Source organism: Burkholderia dolosa, from assembly GCF_902499135.1.
GTDB lineage: Bacteria > Pseudomonadota > Gammaproteobacteria > Burkholderiales > Burkholderiaceae > Burkholderia > Burkholderia dolosa.
In genome coordinates, this window is record NZ_CABVPR010000008.1 from 59494 (window position 1) to 79018 (window position 19525).

The 19525-nt window shown below is 64.5% G+C and carries 14 protein-coding genes and 1 pseudogene; 4 read left to right on the top strand and 11 right to left on the bottom strand.

From position 1 onward, the window contains the following. Positions 1–48 precede the first annotated feature (48 nt). On the bottom strand, positions 49–3096 hold the full coding sequence (ydiJ, locus tag BUB20358_RS05990; protein WP_035975478.1) for a D-2-hydroxyglutarate dehydrogenase YdiJ: 3048 nt from the start codon (positions 3094–3096) through the stop codon (positions 49–51). A gap of 151 nt (positions 3097–3247) precedes the next feature. Between ydiJ and BUB20358_RS05995 the strand changes: the two genes are divergently transcribed. Then, positions 3248–4135: a LysR substrate-binding domain-containing protein gene (locus tag BUB20358_RS05995; protein WP_035975477.1), complete on the top strand. Its 888-nt coding sequence runs from the start codon at positions 3248–3250 to the stop codon at positions 4133–4135. A gap of 27 nt (positions 4136–4162) precedes the next feature. Here the strand turns inward: BUB20358_RS05995 and BUB20358_RS06000 are convergent, their stop codons facing one another. The 7 genes from BUB20358_RS06000 to BUB20358_RS06030 are packed head-to-tail and all read right to left on the bottom strand — an operon-like array spanning position 4163 to position 14099. After that, positions 4163–4423: a hypothetical protein gene (locus BUB20358_RS06000; RefSeq protein ID WP_046377156.1), complete on the bottom strand. Its 261-nt coding sequence runs from the start codon at positions 4421–4423 to the stop codon at positions 4163–4165. Beyond that, positions 4389–4952 (bottom strand): imm11 family protein, encoded by a 564-nt coding sequence (locus BUB20358_RS06005; protein ID WP_035975476.1) that lies wholly within the window; start codon positions 4950–4952, stop codon positions 4389–4391. Before BUB20358_RS06005 ends, BUB20358_RS06000 begins: the two co-directional genes overlap by 35 nt. 6 nt (positions 4953–4958) lie before the next feature. Continuing rightward, entirely contained in the window at positions 4959–9197 is a 4239-nt protein-coding gene (locus BUB20358_RS06010; RefSeq protein WP_035975475.1) for an RHS repeat-associated core domain-containing protein, read from the bottom strand. 21 nt (positions 9198–9218) lie between these two features. Further along, complete coding sequence (locus tag BUB20358_RS06015; RefSeq protein WP_006767054.1) at positions 9219–9677, bottom strand: DUF1795 domain-containing protein; 459 nt, start codon at positions 9675–9677, stop codon at positions 9219–9221. A 60-nt stretch (positions 9678–9737) separates the two neighbouring features. Then, entirely contained in the window at positions 9738–10181 is a 444-nt protein-coding gene (locus BUB20358_RS06020) for a hypothetical protein (RefSeq protein WP_035975473.1), read from the bottom strand. A gap of 43 nt (positions 10182–10224) precedes the next feature. Continuing rightward, a complete protein-coding gene (locus BUB20358_RS06025) occupies positions 10225–11094 on the bottom strand; it encodes an ankyrin repeat domain-containing protein (RefSeq protein ID WP_006767053.1) in 870 nt (289 codons plus the stop codon). Then, on the bottom strand, positions 11094–14099 hold the full coding sequence (locus BUB20358_RS06030) for a type VI secretion system Vgr family protein (protein WP_006767052.1): 3006 nt from the start codon (positions 14097–14099) through the stop codon (positions 11094–11096). The genes BUB20358_RS06025 and BUB20358_RS06030 overlap by 1 nt, the downstream gene beginning before the upstream one ends. Before the next feature lie 466 nt (positions 14100–14565). On the opposite strand from BUB20358_RS06030, the gene BUB20358_RS06035 reads away from it, so the two are divergent. Both BUB20358_RS06035 and BUB20358_RS06040 read left to right on the top strand, forming a co-directional pair. Next, complete coding sequence (locus tag BUB20358_RS06035; RefSeq protein WP_174484779.1) at positions 14566–14703, top strand: hypothetical protein; 138 nt, start codon at positions 14566–14568, stop codon at positions 14701–14703. Between the two features lie 15 nt (positions 14704–14718). Continuing rightward, positions 14719–14982 (top strand): annotated as a pseudogene (locus tag BUB20358_RS06040) (DAK2 domain-containing protein); the annotation flags it as partial. Positions 14983–15002: 20 nt separating this feature from the next. Here the strand turns inward: BUB20358_RS06040 and BUB20358_RS06045 are convergent. After that, positions 15003–15290 (bottom strand): DUF1330 domain-containing protein, encoded by a 288-nt coding sequence (locus tag BUB20358_RS06045; protein WP_006767051.1) that lies wholly within the window; start codon positions 15288–15290, stop codon positions 15003–15005. 282 nt (positions 15291–15572) lie between these two features. Here BUB20358_RS06045 and BUB20358_RS06050 point away from each other — a divergent pair, with 282 nt between their 5' ends. After that, positions 15573–16958, top strand: a complete 1386-nt coding sequence (locus tag BUB20358_RS06050; RefSeq protein ID WP_006767050.1) for an MFS transporter — start codon at positions 15573–15575, stop codon at positions 16956–16958. 397 nt (positions 16959–17355) lie between these two features. Here BUB20358_RS06050 and BUB20358_RS06055 read toward each other — a convergent pair whose 3' ends face one another. Both BUB20358_RS06055 and BUB20358_RS06060 read right to left on the bottom strand, forming a co-directional pair. Then, positions 17356–17580: a hypothetical protein gene (locus BUB20358_RS06055; protein ID WP_123806789.1), complete on the bottom strand. Its 225-nt coding sequence runs from the start codon at positions 17578–17580 to the stop codon at positions 17356–17358. 544 nt (positions 17581–18124) lie between these two features. Further along, positions 18125–19519, bottom strand: a complete 1395-nt coding sequence (locus tag BUB20358_RS06060; protein ID WP_006767049.1) for an aspartate aminotransferase family protein — start codon at positions 19517–19519, stop codon at positions 18125–18127. Between the last annotated feature and the right edge of the window lie 6 nt (positions 19520–19525).

Genomic DNA, 19525 nt, shown 5'->3' on the forward strand with positions numbered 1-19525 from the left:
CGCGTTCACGCCGATGCGCCTGCATCGGCGCCATCGCGTCTTCGACGCTCACCCCGCCGCTCGAACGTGATCGAGCAACACCTGCAGCGGATGCCGCAACTGCCGCGCCGACAGGCGCTTCACCTGACTGCGGCATGAATATCCGGTCGCCAGTGCTTCGCCGTCGGCGTGCGGCGCATCGACATGCGACGCCCACGATTGCGCGTAAATCGTCTTCGACGTATCGACATTGCGCGCCTCGTGACCATAAGTGCCCGACATCCCGCAGCATCCGGCGGCCTGCACGTGCAGACGCAGTCCGCGGCGGGCGAAGACCTGCGCCCACTGCTTGCCGCTGTCCGGCGCATTGGTCCGCTCGGTACAGTGCGGCAGCAGCCGATACGACGCAGCCGCGCCGCCTGCATCGGCTTGCGGCAGCACGTGCAGCAGCCACTCCTGCGGCAGCGCGACTTCCGGCACGTCGGCGAGCCCCGGCACCTTCCGATATTCCTGTCGATACGTGAGCGTCATCGCCGGATCGACGCCGACGAGCGCGACACCCGAGCGTGCGAGCGCAGTGAGTTGCGCCGCATGGCGGATCGCCGCCTTCTCGAACGCACGCAGAAAGCCGTGCACGTGCAGCGCCTTGCCGTTCGGCACGAGCGGCGCAAGCCACACGTCGAAACCGAGCCGCGCCGCCAGTTCGATCAACGCGGCGAGCTGCACGGTATCGAAATAGCGCGTGAACGTGTCCTGCACGACGACGACGCTGCGCGCGCGCTGCGCGTCGGTCAGCGCGGCGAGCGCATGCGGATCGGCGGGCCGCACGCGCCATTGCCGCAGCACGGTCGCGAGATCGAAGCGGCTCAGCAGCGGGCTGTCGACCATCCCGACATGCCGCTCCAGCCACGTGCGGACCCATTCGCTGCGCATCACGCGGTTGTACAGGCCCGGCGCTCGTGCGACCCACGGCATCGTGAATTCCAGCGAGCCGATCAGGTAGTCGCGCACCGGCCGCAAATAGCGGCGGTGATACAGCTCGAGAAAGCGCGAGCGGAACTCCGGCACGTTGACCTTGACCGGACATTGACCCGCGCACGACTTGCATGCGAGACACCCGGCCATCGCGTCGTACACGTCGTGCGAGAAATCGGCTTCGCCGCGTCGCGCGGCGCGGCTGTTGCGCCACCGCGCGACGAAGCCGCGCAGCAGCGGCTGCGGCGCGCGCGCCGCGTCGAGCACGTCGACGCCCGCCTGCGATTGCAGGCGCAACCATTCGCGCAGCAGCGACGCGCGCCCTTTCGGCGAATGCACGCGTTCGCGCGTCGCCTTCCACGACGGACACATCGCGTCGTCCGGGTCGAAGTTGTAGCACGCGCCGTTGCCGTTGCAGTGCATCGCGGTGCCGTAGCTCTGCCATACACGCTCGTCGATCTGCCGGTCGTGGTCGCCGCGCGTCGGCACTTCGTCGATCTTCAGCAGCCGCAGCGCGTTGTCGGGCGGCGTCGCGATCTTTCCCGGATTGAACTGGTTGTGCGGATCGAACGCGGCCTTCAGCCGCTGCAGCGCCGGATACAGTTCGCCGAAGAACGCCGGCGCATATTCGGAGCGCACGCCCTTGCCGTGCTCGCCCCACAGCAGTCCGCCATGGCGGCGCGTGAGCTCGGCCACCGCGTCCGATACGGGCCGCACCAGCGCGGCCTGCCGCGGGTCCTTCATGTCGAGCGCCGGGCGCACGTGCAGCACGCCGGCATCGACGTGGCCGAACATCCCGTACTGCAGCCCGTGCGCGTCGAGCAGCGCGCGGAATTCGGCGATGTACGCGGCGAGGTTTTCGGGCGGCACCGCGGTGTCCTCGACGAACGGCTGCGGACGCGCCTCGCCCTGCACGTTGCCGAGCAGGCCGACCGCGCGCTTGCGCATCGCGTAGACGCGCGTGACCGCGTCGTCGCCGACGGCGAGCGTATGGCCGAGCCGCTCGACCGTCGTATCGGTGCGCAGATGATCGACGAACGCACGCACGCGCGCATCGACTTCGTCCGCATCGTCGCCGCTGAATTCGATCAGATTGATGCCGAGCGTCGGGCGCCGGTCGTCCTGCGGAAAATACTCGGCGACGCTGCTCCATACGAAGTCCTTCATCGCGAGCATCAGCACCTTCGAATCGACCGTCTCGATCGACAGCGGCTTGTGTTCGAGCAGCGCGCGCGCGTCGCGCAGCGCGTCCATGAATCCCGCATAGCGCACGTTGACGAGCACCGATACTTTCGGGATCGGCAGCACGTTGAGCTTCGCCTCGACGACGAAGCCGAGCGAGCCTTCGGCGCCGCACAGCACGCTGTTCAGATTGAAGCGCCGGTCGGGCTCGCGCAGGTGCGCGAGATCGTAGCCGGTCAGGCAGCGGTTGAGCTTCGGAAACTTCGCGTCGATCAGCGCCGCGTGCTCGTCGCGGATGCGGCGCGCGACGCGATACACGTTGCCGATACGATCCTGCCGCGCGCACATGCGCGCCAGCTCGTCGTCGTCGAGCGCCGCGCTGTGCAATCGCTCGCCGCCCGGCAGCACGAAGTCGAGCGCCAGCACGTGATCGCGCGTCTTGCCGTACGTGCAGCTGCCCTGCCCGCTCGCGTCGGTGTTGATCATCCCGCCGACAGTCGCGCGGTTCGACGTCGACAGCTCGGGCGCGAAAAAGAGACCGTGCGGCTTCAGCGCGGCATTGAGCTGATCCTTCACGACGCCCGCCTGCACCCGCACCCAGCGCTCGCGCGCATTGATCTCGATGATGCGGTTCATGTTTCGCGACAAGTCGACGACCACGCCGTCGGTCAGCGACTGGCCGTTGGTGCCGGTGCCGCCGCCGCGCGCCGCTACCGCGACGCCGCGAAATGCGGGCTTCGCGAGCAGCGCGGCCACGATGCCGACGTCTTCCGCATGCGCCGGGCAGATCACCGCCTGCGGCAAGCGCTGGTAGATCGAGTTGTCCGTCGCCTGCACCGTGCGGTTCGCGTGGTCCGCATGGATGTCGCCGGCAAAGCCCGCCGCGCGCAGGGCGGCCAGAAAGTCGCGGTAACGCGCTGCGGGCGGGCTGACGGGACGGGGCAACGGAGCGATCGACATGGTGCGGACGGGCAAGGTGAACGGTAACCGGTGAACCGCACGATCAAGCATGAGTTATTGGCAAGCTTTCCGGCGGCCGGCGATTCAAGTATCTTCGGGATTTTTGCGGCGAACAAACGAATTCTCGGCCGCCAACACTTGCATAAAACTCATGAATTACCGTCGCCTGACCCCGTCGATGTCGCTGCTGCTCGCGTTCGAGGCGGCCGCACGGCACGAGAGCTACACGCGCGCGGCCGACGAGCTGTCACTGAGCCAGAGCGCGATCAGCCGGCAGGTCCAGACGCTCGAGAGCCAGCTCGGCGTGCCGCTGTTCCGGCGCGAAGGCCGTGCGGTGAAGCTCACCGAGGTCGGGCGCCGCTACTTCGTCGAACTCGGCGGCGCGCTCGGGCGCATCCGCGGCGCCACGCTGCAGGCGATGTCGCATCAGGCAGGCGCCGGCACGCTGCGGCTCGCGACGTTGCCGACGTTCGGCTCGAAATGGTTGCTGCCGCATTTGCACGGTTTCTACGCCGCGCACCCGGGCGTGACCGTGCATCTGCACTCGCGGATCGGCGCGATCGACTTCCACACCGACGACATCGACGCGGCGATCACGGTGGGCGCCGGCAACTGGCCCGGCTTGCACGCGCATCGCCTGTACAACGAGTTCCTGATCGCGATCGCGAGCCCGGACACTGCCGGCCGCCGCGCTGCCGCTCGCGCGCCCGCGTGGGCGATCGGGCAGACGCTGCTCGGCGTGACGAGCAATCAGCATGCGTGGGCCGAATGGTTTTCGCACTATCGGCTCGATCATCGGCGGATGCGGATCGGCCCGAGCTTCGAGCTGACGTCGCATCTGATCCAGGCCGTTCGGGCCGGCATGGGAATCGGGCTCGTGCCGAAGGTGCTGGTCGAGGACGAACTGAGCCGCAACGAGCTGGTGTCGATCGGCGACGCGATCACCAGCGAGCGCAGCTACTACCTCGTCTATCCGCCGGAGAACGACACGCTGCCGTCGCTCGTCGCGTTCCGGGACTGGCTGCTGAAGTCGTGCTGATGCGCGACCGGCGTTCGATCATGCACGTTATTCGGCGAGAATCTGCTCGGTGAGGTGATTGCTCGGCGTACGTGCGGGAGCGCAGTCGCGCGAAGCGAAATCGAGCGGATCGAACGGCGCGACCTTGCCTGCCCAGGCGATGTCGACGATGATCTGCAGCTTTGAACAATCGACATTGCGCCGGTTGGAGCACCAAAATACGTTCGCGTCGGTACGTGCCGGGCGCGGCGACGCGAAAGCGCGCGAAGGCGGTTCATTTTTCCGGGGAAAGGGAAATCGTCTCGTCAAAATCAAATCCCTTCAGCTTGTTGTCCTCCACCAGTTTCCTGAACGCTTCGGAAACAAATACAGTCGACGGCTTCTCTTTGAGACGGAATATATTGACTCCCTGCACACGACTTTCCAAAAGAACAATCTTGGCGAATACGGTCGCAGTCGGATAAACCTTGAATTTGGATGCTTCCAAATCGACGGCGCCATCGAGCACGTTGGTCACGTGAAATCCATGAAAACCTTGGACCGGCGAGTCGATGGGCAGAATCTCACCATTGCTCTTAAGGAGAGGATCAAGAACCTCGAGAGCTTTCGAACTAAACATCACAAAAGGCGACAGCAGGGTTTGAACGTCACTGTCTTTCTTTTTTCGAGGCGTTCCCCATGACAACTTGACCACATTGTACTTTGACCCAAACTCCTGACCACAAAGCGCCGTCGCCTGAATCGCAATACTCTTGTCATAGGGAATCTCCCCACTCTCGTCGACTTGAACCAACGCCTGATAAGTATCGCCTTGTCTCAAACAATAGATTCTATTCATACCGACTCACAATTCTGAAAGCACTGATTTCCATGGCATATCGCGCGATGCGTTCTGCAACGTTTCTCTGATTGTTTGAAGCTGATCGAGAACAGCTTGCTTGCCCCCCAAATCCGCGTCTTGCAGCAATTGATTGATCTTCTGAAAGTATGCGTTCGGATGTTTGCCGTTGTGCAATATACCTCCGAGCCCGTCGGTATTGTTTCGATTCGGTAAGAATACGCCGTTCAACTCGGAATCAACATCGATGCCATGTTTTGCCAGAATGGCCCGTGCCGGAGCAGCTTCCTTCGCAGTGTCGCCGACGATGTGGTGCGCCGCAGAATTGGCGGGACGAGGCACTCCCGATTTCTCGAGATTATTGCTCAATTTGACAGAACACCACCCCCACGGGTCGACCCATTTCTGCGAATTGGGACCATACGCGTATAAGTTGCTACCGCCGTATAGCCCAATCGGATCGTGGCTGATAAACCGCCCCACGTCCGGGTCATAGAACCGGAACGTGTTGTAATGCAGCCCCGTGCTGTCGTCTGCATACTGTCCCGCGTAGCGGAGCGGCTGATCGATCCGAGCCTCGGTGAGTGAGCGACCTCCGTGCTCAACCTTGCCCCATGCGGTATATTGCCCGGCCCACGCCAGTTCGCCGCCTTCGTCGGTAACCTCGAGCGGCGCGCCGACCAAGTCGGTATGGAAGTGATAAATCCTTGCCGCGCGCTTTGCCGAGTCGATCGCCGCTGCCGCCAGCGATTCTGCAATCAGCGCGTCGACGCGCGCGGCCGGAGAATAACGCGCATCCGGACTGTACACATAGCTGCTCACACCGGTCTCACGGACTTCCTGTGCAAGCCGCAACCCTGCCCATACGAAACGCTTGGTTTCTGTGCGCAGCTTTATGCCGCGCACGTCGAACGAAGTATCGGTCTTCGCCACACGCCGCCCGAGCGGATCGTACGCGAATCGGCTTTCCACGACGCCGCGCGCGTGCTGCGTGCGCACCGCGATCAACCTGTCCTGCCCGTCGTAGGTGAACCTCTGGGCCTGGTTCGGCCCGCGCAGCTTTGTCGTCAGGTTGCCGAACGGGTCGTACTCGAAGCGCAGGTTCTGCCACATGCGCAATCGGTTGCCCTCGACGTAGCCACGACTTGCGCGTTGCACGTCGTCAAGCAGATTGCCGGCGGCATCCCAGGCAAACTCCTCGAATTGTCGATCCGCGGTGTTCACCCGGCGGGTCAGTTGCCCGGCCGGATCGTAGCTGTACTGCGTGTTTCCGCGCAGGTTGTCGCTCGTCTCGATCAGTTCGCCCGCGGCGTCGTATCCGTAGCTCCGCCAGAACTGGCCGCGCCCGCGCCCCAGCGCTTCAGCGTGGAATCCCGCCGATTGCCATACCTTGCGGCCCAGCGGATCGTAAGCGGACTGCTCAATCAGACGGCCCTGAGTACGCGTGATCTCGCGATGCAGATCGTCGCGCTCGAAGTCGCTCACCACCTGATCGCCGCAGCGGATCTGATGCACGTGACCAGAACCATAGCGCAGCATCTGGAGCGTCTGCTCGTGCGGCAGCTCGAGCATCGTCACGTTGTCGAGCTCGTCGAGCGTGTACTTCACGGTCCCGTTTGCGCCATGCTCGGCAATCAGGCGACCGGCCTTGTCGTACTCGAATTCGACAGTATCGCGAACGATGCCGAGCGCAAGCCCCGCGGCAGTCGGCACGCGCTCGACCTTCACCAGCCGGTCGCCACTGTCGCGCTCGTAACGGGTCACCTCGGTCGCGGTGTGCTGGACCTTGAGATTGCCCATGCGGTCGCGTTCGAAGCGGATCGTGCGGATCGCCCGGCTGCCAGCCGTGTTGCCGTCAGGCGTGCCGACAACATCCAGCGCCAGCAGCTCGCCTGCTTCTCCGTACGCGAAGCGCCGCTCGACACCGTCCGGCCGAATTTCCGAAGTAAGCCGGCCGCCGGCACTGTATGCGAACGCATAGCGGGCATGGTCCTGCCGCAGCTCCCGGAGCCGTCCTTCCGCATCGTAGCGATAGCGTGTCCGCCGGCCGGCCGGATCGATCGCTTCAACGAGCTGCCCACGCGCATTGCGCAGCTTCTGGTGGATTCGTCCGCCGAGGCCGACGTGCCGCACCACCAATCCAGCGGCATCGTATTCGAAGAACTCGGCGCTGCCGTCCGGATAGGTGATTCGGCGCGGCTCGCCCGTCGCGCGCATGTCGTACGTGATGCGCTGCCCCAACGCGTTTTCTTGCGCGAGCGGTACGCCGAACGCGTCGAAGCTATTGCGCGTCGTTTTGCCCGAACAATCCGTGTAGCTGACCAGTTCTCCGAGCCGATTCCATTCGAAGGTCTTGCGGCCGCCGCGCGCGTCGATATGCGCGATCGGGAGCGCGGTCAGGCCCTTGGGGTACTCGTAGCGATTTTCGCGACCCAACGGATCCTGGCTTGCCAACAGGCGACCTTGCGGATCGTATTCAGCACGCCAAGCACCGCCATCGGGTCCGACGATCTCTACCGGCCGCATGCTGTTGCCGTCATAGCGCGTACGCGTTGCACGGCCGAGCGGGTCGGTTTCGACCACGATGCGGCCCGCATCGTCGTATTCGAACTCGACCGTACGCTCGCCGGGCAGCAACAGCATCACCGGCATGCCGGCGTCGTTGTACCTGATCCGGTGAAGCGCGCCGTCGAAGTCCGTGTATTGGACGATCTGGAACCGTGCGTCGTAGCGCCAATGCGCAGTGCGACCGTCGGCGTGACGGACGCGGGTCTGTCGATCTTCGATATCGTAGTCGAACGTCCACGCCTCGCCTTCGCTGGTACGTGTGGCGACGACTCGATGCTGCCCTTCGATTGCCGACCATACGTAGCTCGACGTAAAGCCAAGCGCATTCGCGTGGCTCGACATCAGGCCGTTGTCGTATGTGAACCGGCGCGTGACCGCTCCGTTGGCATCCGTTACCGACGCCAACTGTCCGTTTTCGTCGTATCCATAGGCCACCGCACGCCTGCGCGCTTCACCATGAACGAGCGTAATCGCGCCAAGACGCCCGTGCCCGGACTCGTAGTCGAGCACGGCCTGCAGTCCGCCGCAGGTCAGGATTTCGCTGACGCGGCCGCGGCTGTCGCGCTCGAACTGGCACCACTGCCCTGCCTGATCTTCAATGCGACGTACCCACGCGACACGGCCGGAATCCGGCTCATATCGGCCGAAATCGTAATACGTCTCGCCGATGTCGTGGAGAATGTACCGCCCATCCGGCGTGCACGACAGATATCGCTGCTCGGCTTCACTGTACGCCGCCTGACCCGCGCGCAGCAGCGGAAATCCGGTCTCCCGTCCCTGCGCGTCCGTGTACCTGAGGCGTCCGTCGCGTGCATGAAGACGAAGCTCCCACGGCAGCACCCAGCCACGACCGAGGGTGCCCGCATACTCGAGGCTGCTCGAGTAGAACCGCTTGATCGCGACAGGCATCGGGCTCGGAATGACATAGTCGATTTCCGAATCGGCCAGCAGCACCTTTCTGCCGGTCGTCACGTCGACCGGATTGCCGAACAATCCGCCTATCGCCTTGTTGATCGCAGGACCGGCGACGTAACGCCCGACCGCTTCACCGAGCACATACCCGCCAATGAACTTCGCCGCGCACGGCAGCACCGCGCGCGACAGGCCGCCGGCCTGCCTCAGCAGTCCGCCCAATCCGCCGACCAGGCCCGCGAGCGCAAACGCCCAGTCCGTTGCGGTCCGAAGCCACGGCGGCACTTCGTCGGCGACAGGGAGATACGTCTGTGTGCCGCCGTGGAAAAAAGTATCGTGCGAGCCGTCGCCGATCGTCGCTCCGCACGTGATCTTGTCGCCCTTGCGGGCCGCGGGCCGCCCATTGATGAAGATGTTCGTCGAGCCCTGTGCGACGAGCGGAATGGGATTATGCTTGCTGCACGCGACGCCGCTCAACGTCGCGTATGCGGCCGGCTTCCCGTTGACATAGACGTCCGACGAGCCCGTGACGATGTTGCCGGACGGCGCGCTGGACATCCGGCCGATCGCCTCTCCCAATGAAAGCAGTCCCTGTGCGCCGATGCCAGCCGCCATGCCGGCGAGCAGCGCCGCGCCGAAGCCGCATGAGAATGTCACGAATGCGACGGTCGCGATCAGCGCGATTCCCAACACGGCGCCGACAAGAAAGCCTGTGAGCGCACTGGTGTGCTCGATCGGATCAGTGACGCGCGCGGCTTCGTACATGGTTCATGTCCTTTCTTGTTGTTATGCTGTTGCCGGCTCGGCTGGCAAATAGCTGTCGAGCCAATTCCGCCAGAACGTGTCGAACGCTTCGCTGAAGGTCTTCCCGCTCGATGCCGTGAAAATCAGCACTCGGCCCGGCGCCACGATGAACGCCGCTTGCCGCTGAAAGACCATCCTCGCGCCGTTGCGGTACGCCGTGTCGATGCGCTCGCCCGGCGTCGCGTGCGCGTCCGGCCCGAGCCGCTCGGTCTGACGCGAGAGCAGCCGATGACCTTGCAAACGTGACTTGAGCATCGTCAGCTGGCGGTCGATGTAGGGAGCGAGGGTCTCGCCTTCGTTGAGTCGGTCACGCGCGACGCTGAGATTCGGCTGCGTGGCCAGGTCGGCCGGGACGAACAGGTTGGTCGTACGATCCTCGAAGCCATCCGGCAGCACTATGCTGCCTTCGTGAATCCGGATGCGGTTGTCGGAATCGGTCATGCTTTATCTCGGGAAACGGGTAGTTCAGAAACAGCCGGGGCGCTTGCGCGGGCCTCGCGCTCAATCGCCCGGCTGCGCGGCGACAACGTCACGGCGCATACGCAGGCTGCCAAGCAGCAACACCATCGGTGCGATCGCCCACGTGTAAAAGGCAATGCCGAGACTTCGGATCGGAGTCGCATCGGCTTCATTGAAGTACCACTTCGTCGTCAGCAGCGAACAAAGCGCACATGCCACTGCGGTACCGGCGAACGGAGCCGCGCATGTGTACCGGCGGCGGGCAAACATGACGACGGCGATCACGTAAAGCGGATTCGCGAGCCACGACGGATTGAGCATCAGCAGGCCCCACCAGCCTTGAGCCAGAACAGACATTCCCGTGAGCGGCGATTCCCTTTCGAAATACATCGCTGGCAGGAACAGCGAGGCAACGTACAGCGCGATCGACGTCCACAGCACGGCTTCCCGCCTAACGCGCGCCAACGAATCGACGGCACCGCTCATGCCTCGAATCCATTGGCATGACCCGCGAACGCCAACCGCGCGCTCATTCCGTCTGCCCGGCCGGCGTCACCACTTTTTCGCCGCGCGCACGCATCGCTGCCCGCTGCGCTTTCGGATCCACTGGTGGCCATGGCGCGCCGGCCGCGACAATCTTGCGGCGGATGTCGTCGATACGCGCACGTCCCGGCGAACCCGGCGTCGTATGTTTCTCGAGCGTGGTCTGCAGGACCCAGCCGTACGAGACACCGAGCTGATTTGCGACTTTCGGGTCCGCGCCGTGCGCAAGCAGATAATCGACCGCGTCCCACTGCTGAAGCGACGTCGCATCGAAGATGGCCGTCGCGCCGAGCGAATCGCGAAGGTTCACGTTCGCGTTGTGCTCTACCAGAAGCTTCAACTGCGGCAGCAGCTTGTTTTCGGCGACTTCGAAGATCATCGGCGTGTCGCCGCTTGGTCGCCAGTTCGGATCGAGACCGCCGTCCAGCAGCACGCGAAGCAGATTCGGCGTATCGGCATGCAACGCCGCATAGACGACCGTTCCTCCACTGGCCCCGACCGGCGCCTTCGGATCCGCACCGTTCTTGAGCAGCACCGAGATGATCTGGTAGCGGGTGTTCGACGCATCGTTCTTGACCGGCACGATCTCCTGTACGGCGTAAGACAGCAGCGTCGTATTCTTCGCACCGGGCGCGTTCAGGTCGGTCTTCGGCGCGAGCTGCTGCACGCGCGCAAGGTCTCCGTCGTGAATGGCTTGAGCAAGCGTGAGCTGTTGTCCCGAAAAAAATTCTTCCGGCGCGTAACGTTTAAAGCCAGTCATGTTCGTCCCTTGAGCTTGAGTGGGCCACCACAACGGCGAACTCACTCCCACGAGTGCGGCAACGGCGCCGACGGTTATCGCTTTTTTGTATCGCATCAGTGTGATGAATTCAGTTGTGAAACCAGGTCCGATTCGTCCTTCGCGACTTGCTGGTTCATCCCGTTCGTCACGTCACCCATCATGTGCCGGCCGACCGTGGTAATGCTCTGCCCGTCGAGCGCGACCGGAGTACCCGCCGCTTTTGGCATGAGCTGCGCAGTCCCGTCGCTGATCGGGCCGAGCCCGCCCTCCTGAAGCCCGGTCAGAATGTCGCCGTGGACGCGGTACGCCGTAATGCTGGTCGGCTGAACCGTACCGCCGTATTGCGCGACGGTTTCCGGATTGAGGCCGGCTGCATTGAACGTGATGGCCGAACCGCCGCTCGCCTCCGCCGCAGCGGAGGCCATTCCTCCGCCGAGCGAGTGCCCGGTGAAATCGACAGCTGACGCCGCACCTGACTGTTCGAGCCGGCTGCCGATCGTCACGGCTTTCCGATAATACGGAGATTCGTCGCCGAGCCCTTGCGCCATGTTGTTGGACATATCGTCGCCGAACGGGTTGAGGCTCTGCGTTCCCTTGAATGCGATCGTCGGCTTCATGCTGTCGCCGAAAACCTTCGGATCGGGAACGTACATCTGTGAACCGAAGTTGCTGCCGTCGATATGAAAGTTGTCGGGCTTGAGGCCGAATGCCTTCAGCGCGTCCGGATCGTCGGTGGCCATCTTCCATCCCGTCGGTGGCGGATCGTTCGGGTGGTAGACGTGATCGGCGAGTTTCGCCATTTGCTGCGCCTTGAGCGAGTTCGCGTACTTCACCGCGGCCGCGCGGGTTGCCGGATCGGGACTCGCGAGTCCCTCGGCGATCATCGCCTGCGCAGCTGCCCACTGAAGCGCAAGCGCCTGTTCGGGCGCCTGGGCGCTGCCCTGGTTCAGGTGAATCACTGGCCCGTCGATATAGATGCCATTCGCATTGATCAGAATCGACGAAGCGCCATGCGTCAATTTGATGCTGTCGGGCGTCATCACCACGACACTTTCGCCCACGCGATGCTCGATGCCATCGCTGGCCTGGTGGCTCTGCATGCCGGGTCCGGCCTTGCTCGCAATTGCCTTCGTGTTGATAACGTTGGCCGTAGTGTCGCGCGTCAGCGCGATGGTTTCGGTCAGCCCGCCTTGCGCGATCTGCTTCGTTTCGCTGCCCTTGAGCAACGACACGGTGCGCGCGCCGGCTTCGACCGTATGCGTCTCGGAATCCTTGATCACGGTCTTCATGTCCTTCTGCGCGTGCAGAAAGACTTCCTGAGCACCGTTCACGTCGGAAAACCGCAACTCGTTCGAGCCCTGCCCTTTGTGCGTCTGACTCTTGATCCCCATCGTCTGGCCCGCCGCGCCGTGGTACGGGTTGCCTTGCTCGCCGTTGAAGACGCGCCCGACAATGACAGGATTATCGGGATCCCCCTGATTGAACGAGACCAGGACTTCCTGGCCGATTCGCGGAATTGCAGCTGCGCCCCAGCCCGCACCCGCCCACGGCTGCGAAACGCGAATCCACATCGAATCCGATCCGTCCATCTGACCGCGGCGATCCCACAAGAAGTGGACCTTCACGCAACTGCCGTTCGTGTGGATCTGCTCACCTTTCGGGCCGACAACGATCGCCGACTGCGTGCCGTGGATCACCGGCTTCGGCGTGTTACGGGGGGCACGGTACGGAATCTTCTGCGGCAAAAGCGCGAACGAATTGCGATACGGCATTTTCGCGGCGTGTTGCGTATAGTCGTTCACCGCTTCGTGCCGGACATGCAGGATCACATATTCCTGATTGTTCGCCATCACGGGATGGTTCGCTACCGTCACACTGCCGGCAGCGGTCATCCGCCATGCGTAGCCGCCGCCGGTATATCGATGCGCATGCGCCTCCTCGGCCTGCATCGCGATGCGCGCGTAGCGATTCCCGTCGTCGCCGTGGTCGTAAAGCGACTGATGCTCGAAACGTTCGGTTGCGTCGAGCCGCGCGTGTCGCAACGTCTGCGCCTCGGCTTGTACGAGCATCAGCGGCGACGACGGATTCTGGTGGTTGAAATCCTGGAACGTTACCTTGCCGACGCCGAAACGCCGCCCTTCGTGCAATTGGTCGATACCGTTGAATTCGCTGGCTTCGCTGTCCGCGTAAGGAACCGTCGCGAGTCCGTCGATCGGGCGGAACACGAAGTTGGTATCGCCAATCACGAGAATGTGCTTGTCTTTCTCGTAACGGTGCGTCCAGATCAGCCCTTCCTGCTCCATGAGCCGCGCGCAGAAGTTGTAATACAACTCCTGGTACATCACGATGTAGTCGATGGGCTTGTGCGCGGTACGGATGTCGAACTCGAAGTCGGTGAACCCGTGATCCTGGAAAATCTCGCTGAGAATATCCTGCGAAGTCTTGTTCTGGAAAATGCGACAGTCGGTCGAGCGCGTCAGGAACCAGAACCACGGCACCACGGTCATGTGGTACTGCGTGACCCGCCCCGGATTGCCGGCACGATCGAACGACGCGACGTAGCCGTCGAAATAGCGGTTGTTGTCGGCTCCGCCGGACATCACGATGCGCTCGAGAGTCGACTGCCGAGCGTCATGATCGAGCCGCAGCTTGACTTGCTGGCCGATCAGATGATCCGGCGTAAGGTCATGCTGGTGCGACAGCAAATCGAGGTGAATTTCCGGCAAGCGGTTGACGTGCTCGTCTATGACCGCGGCGCCGACCAGCAACACGTCGGGTCCGAGCGGCGATTCGATCGTCACGTACCGGTTCAGCTGCGTCAGGCGAGCGACGCCGCCCGTCGCATTGTTGAGCGCATCCGCAATCGCAGCGGGCGTCTTGTTCATCAACGAGAAACCCGTCTGCGCCAGCTGAACCGCGCGCTGCACGGTATCGAGATGACCGGCGACGCCGGCAAGCGGGCCGATTTGGCCGGACACGGCGGATGCAATCGGGGCGGCAAGACCGCCGAGCGCGCTGAGCGAGCCCAACGCATTCCCTCCGAGACCGCTCGGAATGCCGCCATTCGGCGCGAAACTCATTCTTGTTCCTTTCTTCTCGTCTCAGGTTCTGCCCCGACAGACCGGCAATCCGAGGCCCCGCTACTGTAGGACAAATCCCGACAAGGTGAAAGGTCCTGGAAACACAATCTTTCCATTTCCTTTCATGCCAGGCTCCCGCATCGAACCGACGCCTGGAGGCCCGGAAAAGGCGCGCCGTGCGTCGATGTCGCGCCGGTACTGGCAGACTGAAGCAGGATTTGCACGAAGCTCGTGGTCGGCACGTGCGAGGTCGAGTTCCAGCGTAATGGACCGAAGGCCGACGGTCTCTGGGCTGTCTCGCTTGCATCGGCGCTACCGCCGATGTCGTGTCGTGGACGGACGAAACGGGCCAACGGCGCCAGCGTGCTGTCCTGCGGTACGGAACACCTGCCGAATACTCTCGCTCGGTTCAGTCGCTGCCTCGCTGTTCGCGTCACCCGGCCGTCACGAAAGCGAGTTTGGGAAGGTGAGTCATTTGGCCGGTCATCACGATCTCGTGCTCGAGCGCGGCGAGCGCGTCGCGCTGCCGATCAACGGTCTCGGCGCGACGCCCGACATGGAACTCGCGATCGCGTTGCGTGGTGCGCACGACAAACTGGGCTGACGCGGGATCGTCGTCGCGCGCGCCGGCGATCGGACGATGCTCGACGCGCTGCTGCCGGCCGCCGATGCGTTCGATCGCGCGCTGGACGACGGTGCCGGCGCCGCGGCTGCATGGGCGGCGGCCGTCGAAGCCGCCGAACGGGGCGCCCGCGACACCGCGCAGATGACGCCGCGCGCGGGACGCGCGAGCTATCTGGGCGAACGCGCGGTCGGCACGCCGGACGGCGGCGCCGTCGCGGTGTCGTACTGGCTCCGCGCGCTGCTGCCGCACATGCGGTAAGCGCGCCCGTTACCGGCGGCTCAGACGCCTTCGACCAGCACCGCGCGATAGCGCGCGCCCTTGAAGCGGTGCTGGACGACGGCCTGATAGTCGGGACCGTGATACCACGCGTGCGCGGCCGCCTTCGACGGAAACTCGACGATCACGACGCCTTCCGGCCCTTCGCCTTCGAGCGTCTCCTGCGGCCCGTATGCGGCGAGCACCTTCACCGGATGACCGGCGAGCGTCGCGCCGACCTTGCTCTGATAGACGTCGAGTTCGTGCTGGTCCTGCGTGCTTTCCCGCGTAAATACGATGTAGGTTGCCACGATGCGTGCCCCTTTGTCGGACGGTTGGAGGTCGGTTGAAGATCGGGCGCGCAGCGCCTTTCGCGGGCCGCGCGTCCGCCCGGCAGCGGCGCCGGGCCGGCCGATTATAGGGGCGCGGCGAATTGCGCGCTGGCACCCGAATCGGTAGCGCCGCGCGGAACGACGGCGCGGGAAAACCCCGATCCCGACATCGTCCTATGACATCCGGCATCGCAAATTGGCGGGATTACTTTGATCCTCGTCGGCGCCCGTCCGGGCGCATGCTGATAGCGAGGATCCCTCATGCGATACGTTCCATCGTGGACTTCCGTTTCCGACGCCTCGTCCGTTGCCGACGAGACGACGTCCCAACGCGGCGACGCGCCGCACAGCCTGCCGCGGGTCGCGATCGCGGCCGCCGCGCTCGGCAACGCGACCGAATGGTTCGACTACGGCATCTATGCGTACGGGCTCGCGTACATTTCCGCGGCGCTGTTTCCCGGCAACACGGCCAGCGCGACGCTGTTCGCGCTCGGCACGTTCGCGATCTCGTTCCTGATCCGGCCGCTCGGCGGGCTGTTCTGGGGGCCGCTCGGCGACCGGCTCGGCCGCAAGCGCGTGCTCGCGCTGACCGTGCTGACGATGTCCGGCGCGACGCTGCTCGTCGGTCTGCTGCCGACCTACGCGACCGCCGGCTGGCTCGCGCCGGCCGCGCTGATCGTGCTGCGCATGGTGCAGGGCTTCTCGACCGGCGGCGAGTACGGCGGCGCGGCGACGTTCATCGCCGAATACGCGCCCGACTCGCGGCGCGGACTGTGCGGCAGCTTCCTCGAATTCGCGACGCTCGCCGGCTTCTCGCTGGGCGCACTGCTGATGCTCGGCTTCGCGCTACTGCTCGGCGACACGGCGATGCATGCGTGGGGCTGGCGGCTGCCGTTCCTCGTCGCGGCGCCGCTCGGCCTCGTCGGCTGCTATCTGCGCTCGCGTCTGGAGGAAACGCCGGTGTTCCGCGAACTCGAAGAGCAAGTGCATCGCCGCGAAAAGACTGCGATGTCCGCGATGCCGATCGCGCAACTGCTGGTGCGCTACGCGAAGCCGCTGGTGCTGCTCGGCGGGCTCGTCGTCGCGCTGAACGTCGTCAACTACGTGCTGCTCGCGTACATGCCGACGTACATGCACAAGGAACTCGGCGTCAGCGAGAACATGTCGCTGCTGATTCCGCTGATCGGCATGCTCGCGATGATGGTGCTGCTGCCGTTCGCAGGCTGGCTGTCGGACCACGTCGGCCGCAAGACGATGTGGTGGTTCTCGCTGGTCGGGCTGTTCATCGCGGCCGTACCGATGTTCACGCTGATGACGCACGGCGTGCTCGGCGCATTCATCGGCTTCGCGGTGCTCGGCGTGCTGTACGTGCCGCAGCTCGCGACGATCTCCGCGATGTTTCCGGCGATGTTCCCGACGCACGTCCGGTATGCGGGGATGGCGATCGCGTACAACGTGTCGACGTCGCTGTTCGGCGGCACCGCGCCGATCGTCAACGACTGGCTGATCGGCAAGACCGGCAATGCGCTGGTTCCCGCGTACTACATGATGGCCGCGTGCGCGGTCGGGCTCGTCGCGCTGTTCGCGGTGATCGAGACGCGCGGATGCTCGCTGCGCGGCGACACGGTGCCCGGGCAGGCGGGATGATGCGGCCCGCGGCGGTGCGTTCGCGCCGCCGCTCGATTCAGCAGGACGCCGTCGAGCGTCGCACTCGCGAGATCGGCGCGCTGCGTGTCCGGTGTAAGCCCGTAAAACACGCCTTTCGCATTCACGTCGTCGTGCGGCGTGCGCTTGCGCTCAGTACGCGCTGCGCGAGCCGTCGCCGATCAGCACGACGCCCGCCGGCCGGAAACGGACGGCGGGCGTCGCGCATTTCGAAGGTCGGTCTGGTGACGACGGGCTGCGGTTTTTGCGGGCCGAAGTTTGCGATTCAGCGGTTGCTGTGCGGCAGCGTGAGAACGGGACCGTCTGTCGAATGCCGATGTCGTCGAGCAAGCGATCGTTGTCGACGCATCGAAAGCATCTTCGTGCAGGCACGCCTCGCTCATTCGATTGTCCGGTCATGCTCGGCGAATGTCGCGTCGCAATCGCGGCAGCCGTCGGTCCGCAGTCTCGGCGTGTCGCGCCGCGTGACGCCGGAGTCGCCGCAACGTGGCATACGCGCATAGCGCATCGGGCGCGCGCCGATTCGCTCGAGCGCCGACGTACACAGCGCGCGCTCGGCATGCTTCTTCAATTGTTCTCGCGCGCTATGCGTGATCTGCTTCACGCATGCGTGTGCCGATCAACGGTCGGGATCGCGCACGCACATCGGATATAACGCAGCTCTAGCGCTGCGGGAACATCGTGCCGGTCGAGGTCGGCAAGGACCATTCGCGTGAACGGGACTCGGTCGTTGCTGTGCGCCGCAGCCGTAACCGCTGTCGCTGTCGCTGTCGCTGTCGCTGTCGCTGTCACTGTCACTGTCACTGTCACTGTCACTGCGGCGAGGATACCTTCTTCGTCGACCAGCGGCGCGATTCTTCGAACTGCAATCGCGTCCGCTAGCGTACGCACGGCCGGTCTTTCAGCCGAGCCCGCTTACCCGCGATATGCGCGGCCGACGTTCGCACTGCACGCCTGCACTCGAGACACGCTTGCCCGCCCGACTGCACGCCGCCGACCGTCGTGCCCGCGTTCATCGCATGTTCCCGGCGCGTGCAGCCGCCGCTCGGACAACACACCGCCCTCGCACAAACAAAAACGCCGCCACACTTTCGTGCGACGGCGTCCATTGCTGCGCGCCGGCAACGCGCAGCGCTACCGGACCGCGTTCAACCGGCGACCGCCAGATTCCGCTCCGCGACTTCGTCGACCGCTTCCCGTACGATCGCGACGATCTCGTCGGCCTCCGCGCGCGTCATCACGAGCGGCGGCGCAAAGCCGAGAATGTCGCCGTGCGGCATCGCGCGCGCGATCACGCCGCGCTGCAAGGCCGCCGCCGACACTTGCGCGCCGATCTTCAGTGCGGGATCGAACGGCTTGCGCGCATCCTTGTCGGCCATGAATTCGAGTGCGGCCAGCATGCCGACGCTGCGCACTTCGCCGACGAGCGGATGCGCACCGAACGCATCGCGCAGCTTCGCACCGAAATACGCGCCGACATCGGCCGCATTGCCGACGAGATTCTCACGCTCCAGGATCGCGAGGTTCGCGAGCGCGGCGGCCGCGCACACCGGATGCCCGGAATACGTCCAGCCGTGCCCCATCGGCCCGTGCTCCTGCGAGCCCCGCGCGATCACGTCCCACACCTTTTCGCCGACGATCACGCCCGACAGCGGCGCATATGCGCTCGTCAGCCCCTTCGCGACGGTGATCAGATCCGGTTCGATCCCGAAGTGCTGCGCGCCCATCTTCGAGCCGAGACGCCCGAACCCGCAGACGACTTCGTCCGAGATCAGCAGGATGTCGTGCTTGCGCAGCACGGCCTGGATCGCCGGCCAGTAGCCGGCCGGCGGCTCGATGATGCCGCCGGTGCCCATCACCGGCTCCGCGATGAATGCGGCGATCGTGTCGGCGCCCTCGCGCGCGATCAGCTTCTCGAGCTCGTCGACGCAATACGCGACGAACTGCGCTTCGTTCATCCCGGCCGGCGCCTTCCGGTACCAGTGCGGACACACTGTGTGCTTCACGCGATCGATCGGCAAATCGAAGTGCTGGTGAAAGCTCGGCAGGCCGGTTAGGCTGCCCGTCACGATGCCGGAGCCGTGGTACCCGCGCTCGCGCGAGATGATCTTCTTCTTGTTCGGGCGGCCGAGCACGTTGTTGTAGTACCAGACGATCTTGACCTGCGTCTCGTTCGCATCGGAGCCGGACATCCCGTAGTAGACCTTCTTCATCCCGGCCGGCGCCCATTCGATGATGCGCGACGACAGCTCGATGATCGCGTCCGACGAGTGGCCGACGTACGTGTGGTAGTAGGCGAGCTGCTTCGCTTGCTCGTACATCGCGTCCGCGACTTCGGTGCGGCCGTAGCCGATGTTCACGCAGTAGAGGCCGGCGAACGCGTCGATGTAGCGCTTGCCCTGGTGATCCTCGATGCGGATGCCCTCGCCGCCGCGCACGATCTTGCCGGGCAGCGCGCCGCTCTCGTGGTCGTACGCGTGCGTCGACGGGTGCATGAAGTGGGCGCGATCCTCGCGCAGCAGTGCGTCGAACGATTGTTTCATGGTGGG

What these genes read in the sequence shown, in the direction of transcription:
- ydiJ (WP_035975478.1), bottom strand. Translation starts at nt 3,096, where the DNA reads ATGTCGATCGCTCCGTTGCCCCGTCCCGTCAGCCCGCCCGCAGCGCGT.
- BUB20358_RS05995 (WP_035975477.1), top strand. Translation starts at nt 3,248, where the DNA reads ATGAATTACCGTCGCCTGACCCCGTCGATGTCGCTGCTGCTCGCGTTC.
- BUB20358_RS06005 (WP_035975476.1), bottom strand. Translation starts at nt 4,952, where the DNA reads ATGAATAGAATCTATTGTTTGAGACAAGGCGATACTTATCAGGCGTTG.
- BUB20358_RS06010 (WP_035975475.1), bottom strand. Translation starts at nt 9,197, where the DNA reads ATGTACGAAGCCGCGCGCGTCACTGATCCGATCGAGCACACCAGTGCG.
- BUB20358_RS06015 (WP_006767054.1), bottom strand. Translation starts at nt 9,677, where the DNA reads ATGACCGATTCCGACAACCGCATCCGGATTCACGAAGGCAGCATAGTG.
- BUB20358_RS06020 (WP_035975473.1), bottom strand. Translation starts at nt 10,181, where the DNA reads ATGAGCGGTGCCGTCGATTCGTTGGCGCGCGTTAGGCGGGAAGCCGTG.
- BUB20358_RS06025 (WP_006767053.1), bottom strand. Translation starts at nt 11,094, where the DNA reads ATGCGATACAAAAAAGCGATAACCGTCGGCGCCGTTGCCGCACTCGTG.
- BUB20358_RS06030 (WP_006767052.1), bottom strand. Translation starts at nt 14,099, where the DNA reads ATGAGTTTCGCGCCGAATGGCGGCATTCCGAGCGGTCTCGGAGGGAAT.
- BUB20358_RS06050 (WP_006767050.1), top strand. Translation starts at nt 15,573, where the DNA reads ATGCGATACGTTCCATCGTGGACTTCCGTTTCCGACGCCTCGTCCGTT.
- BUB20358_RS06060 (WP_006767049.1), bottom strand. Translation starts at nt 19,519, where the DNA reads ATGAAACAATCGTTCGACGCACTGCTGCGCGAGGATCGCGCCCACTTC.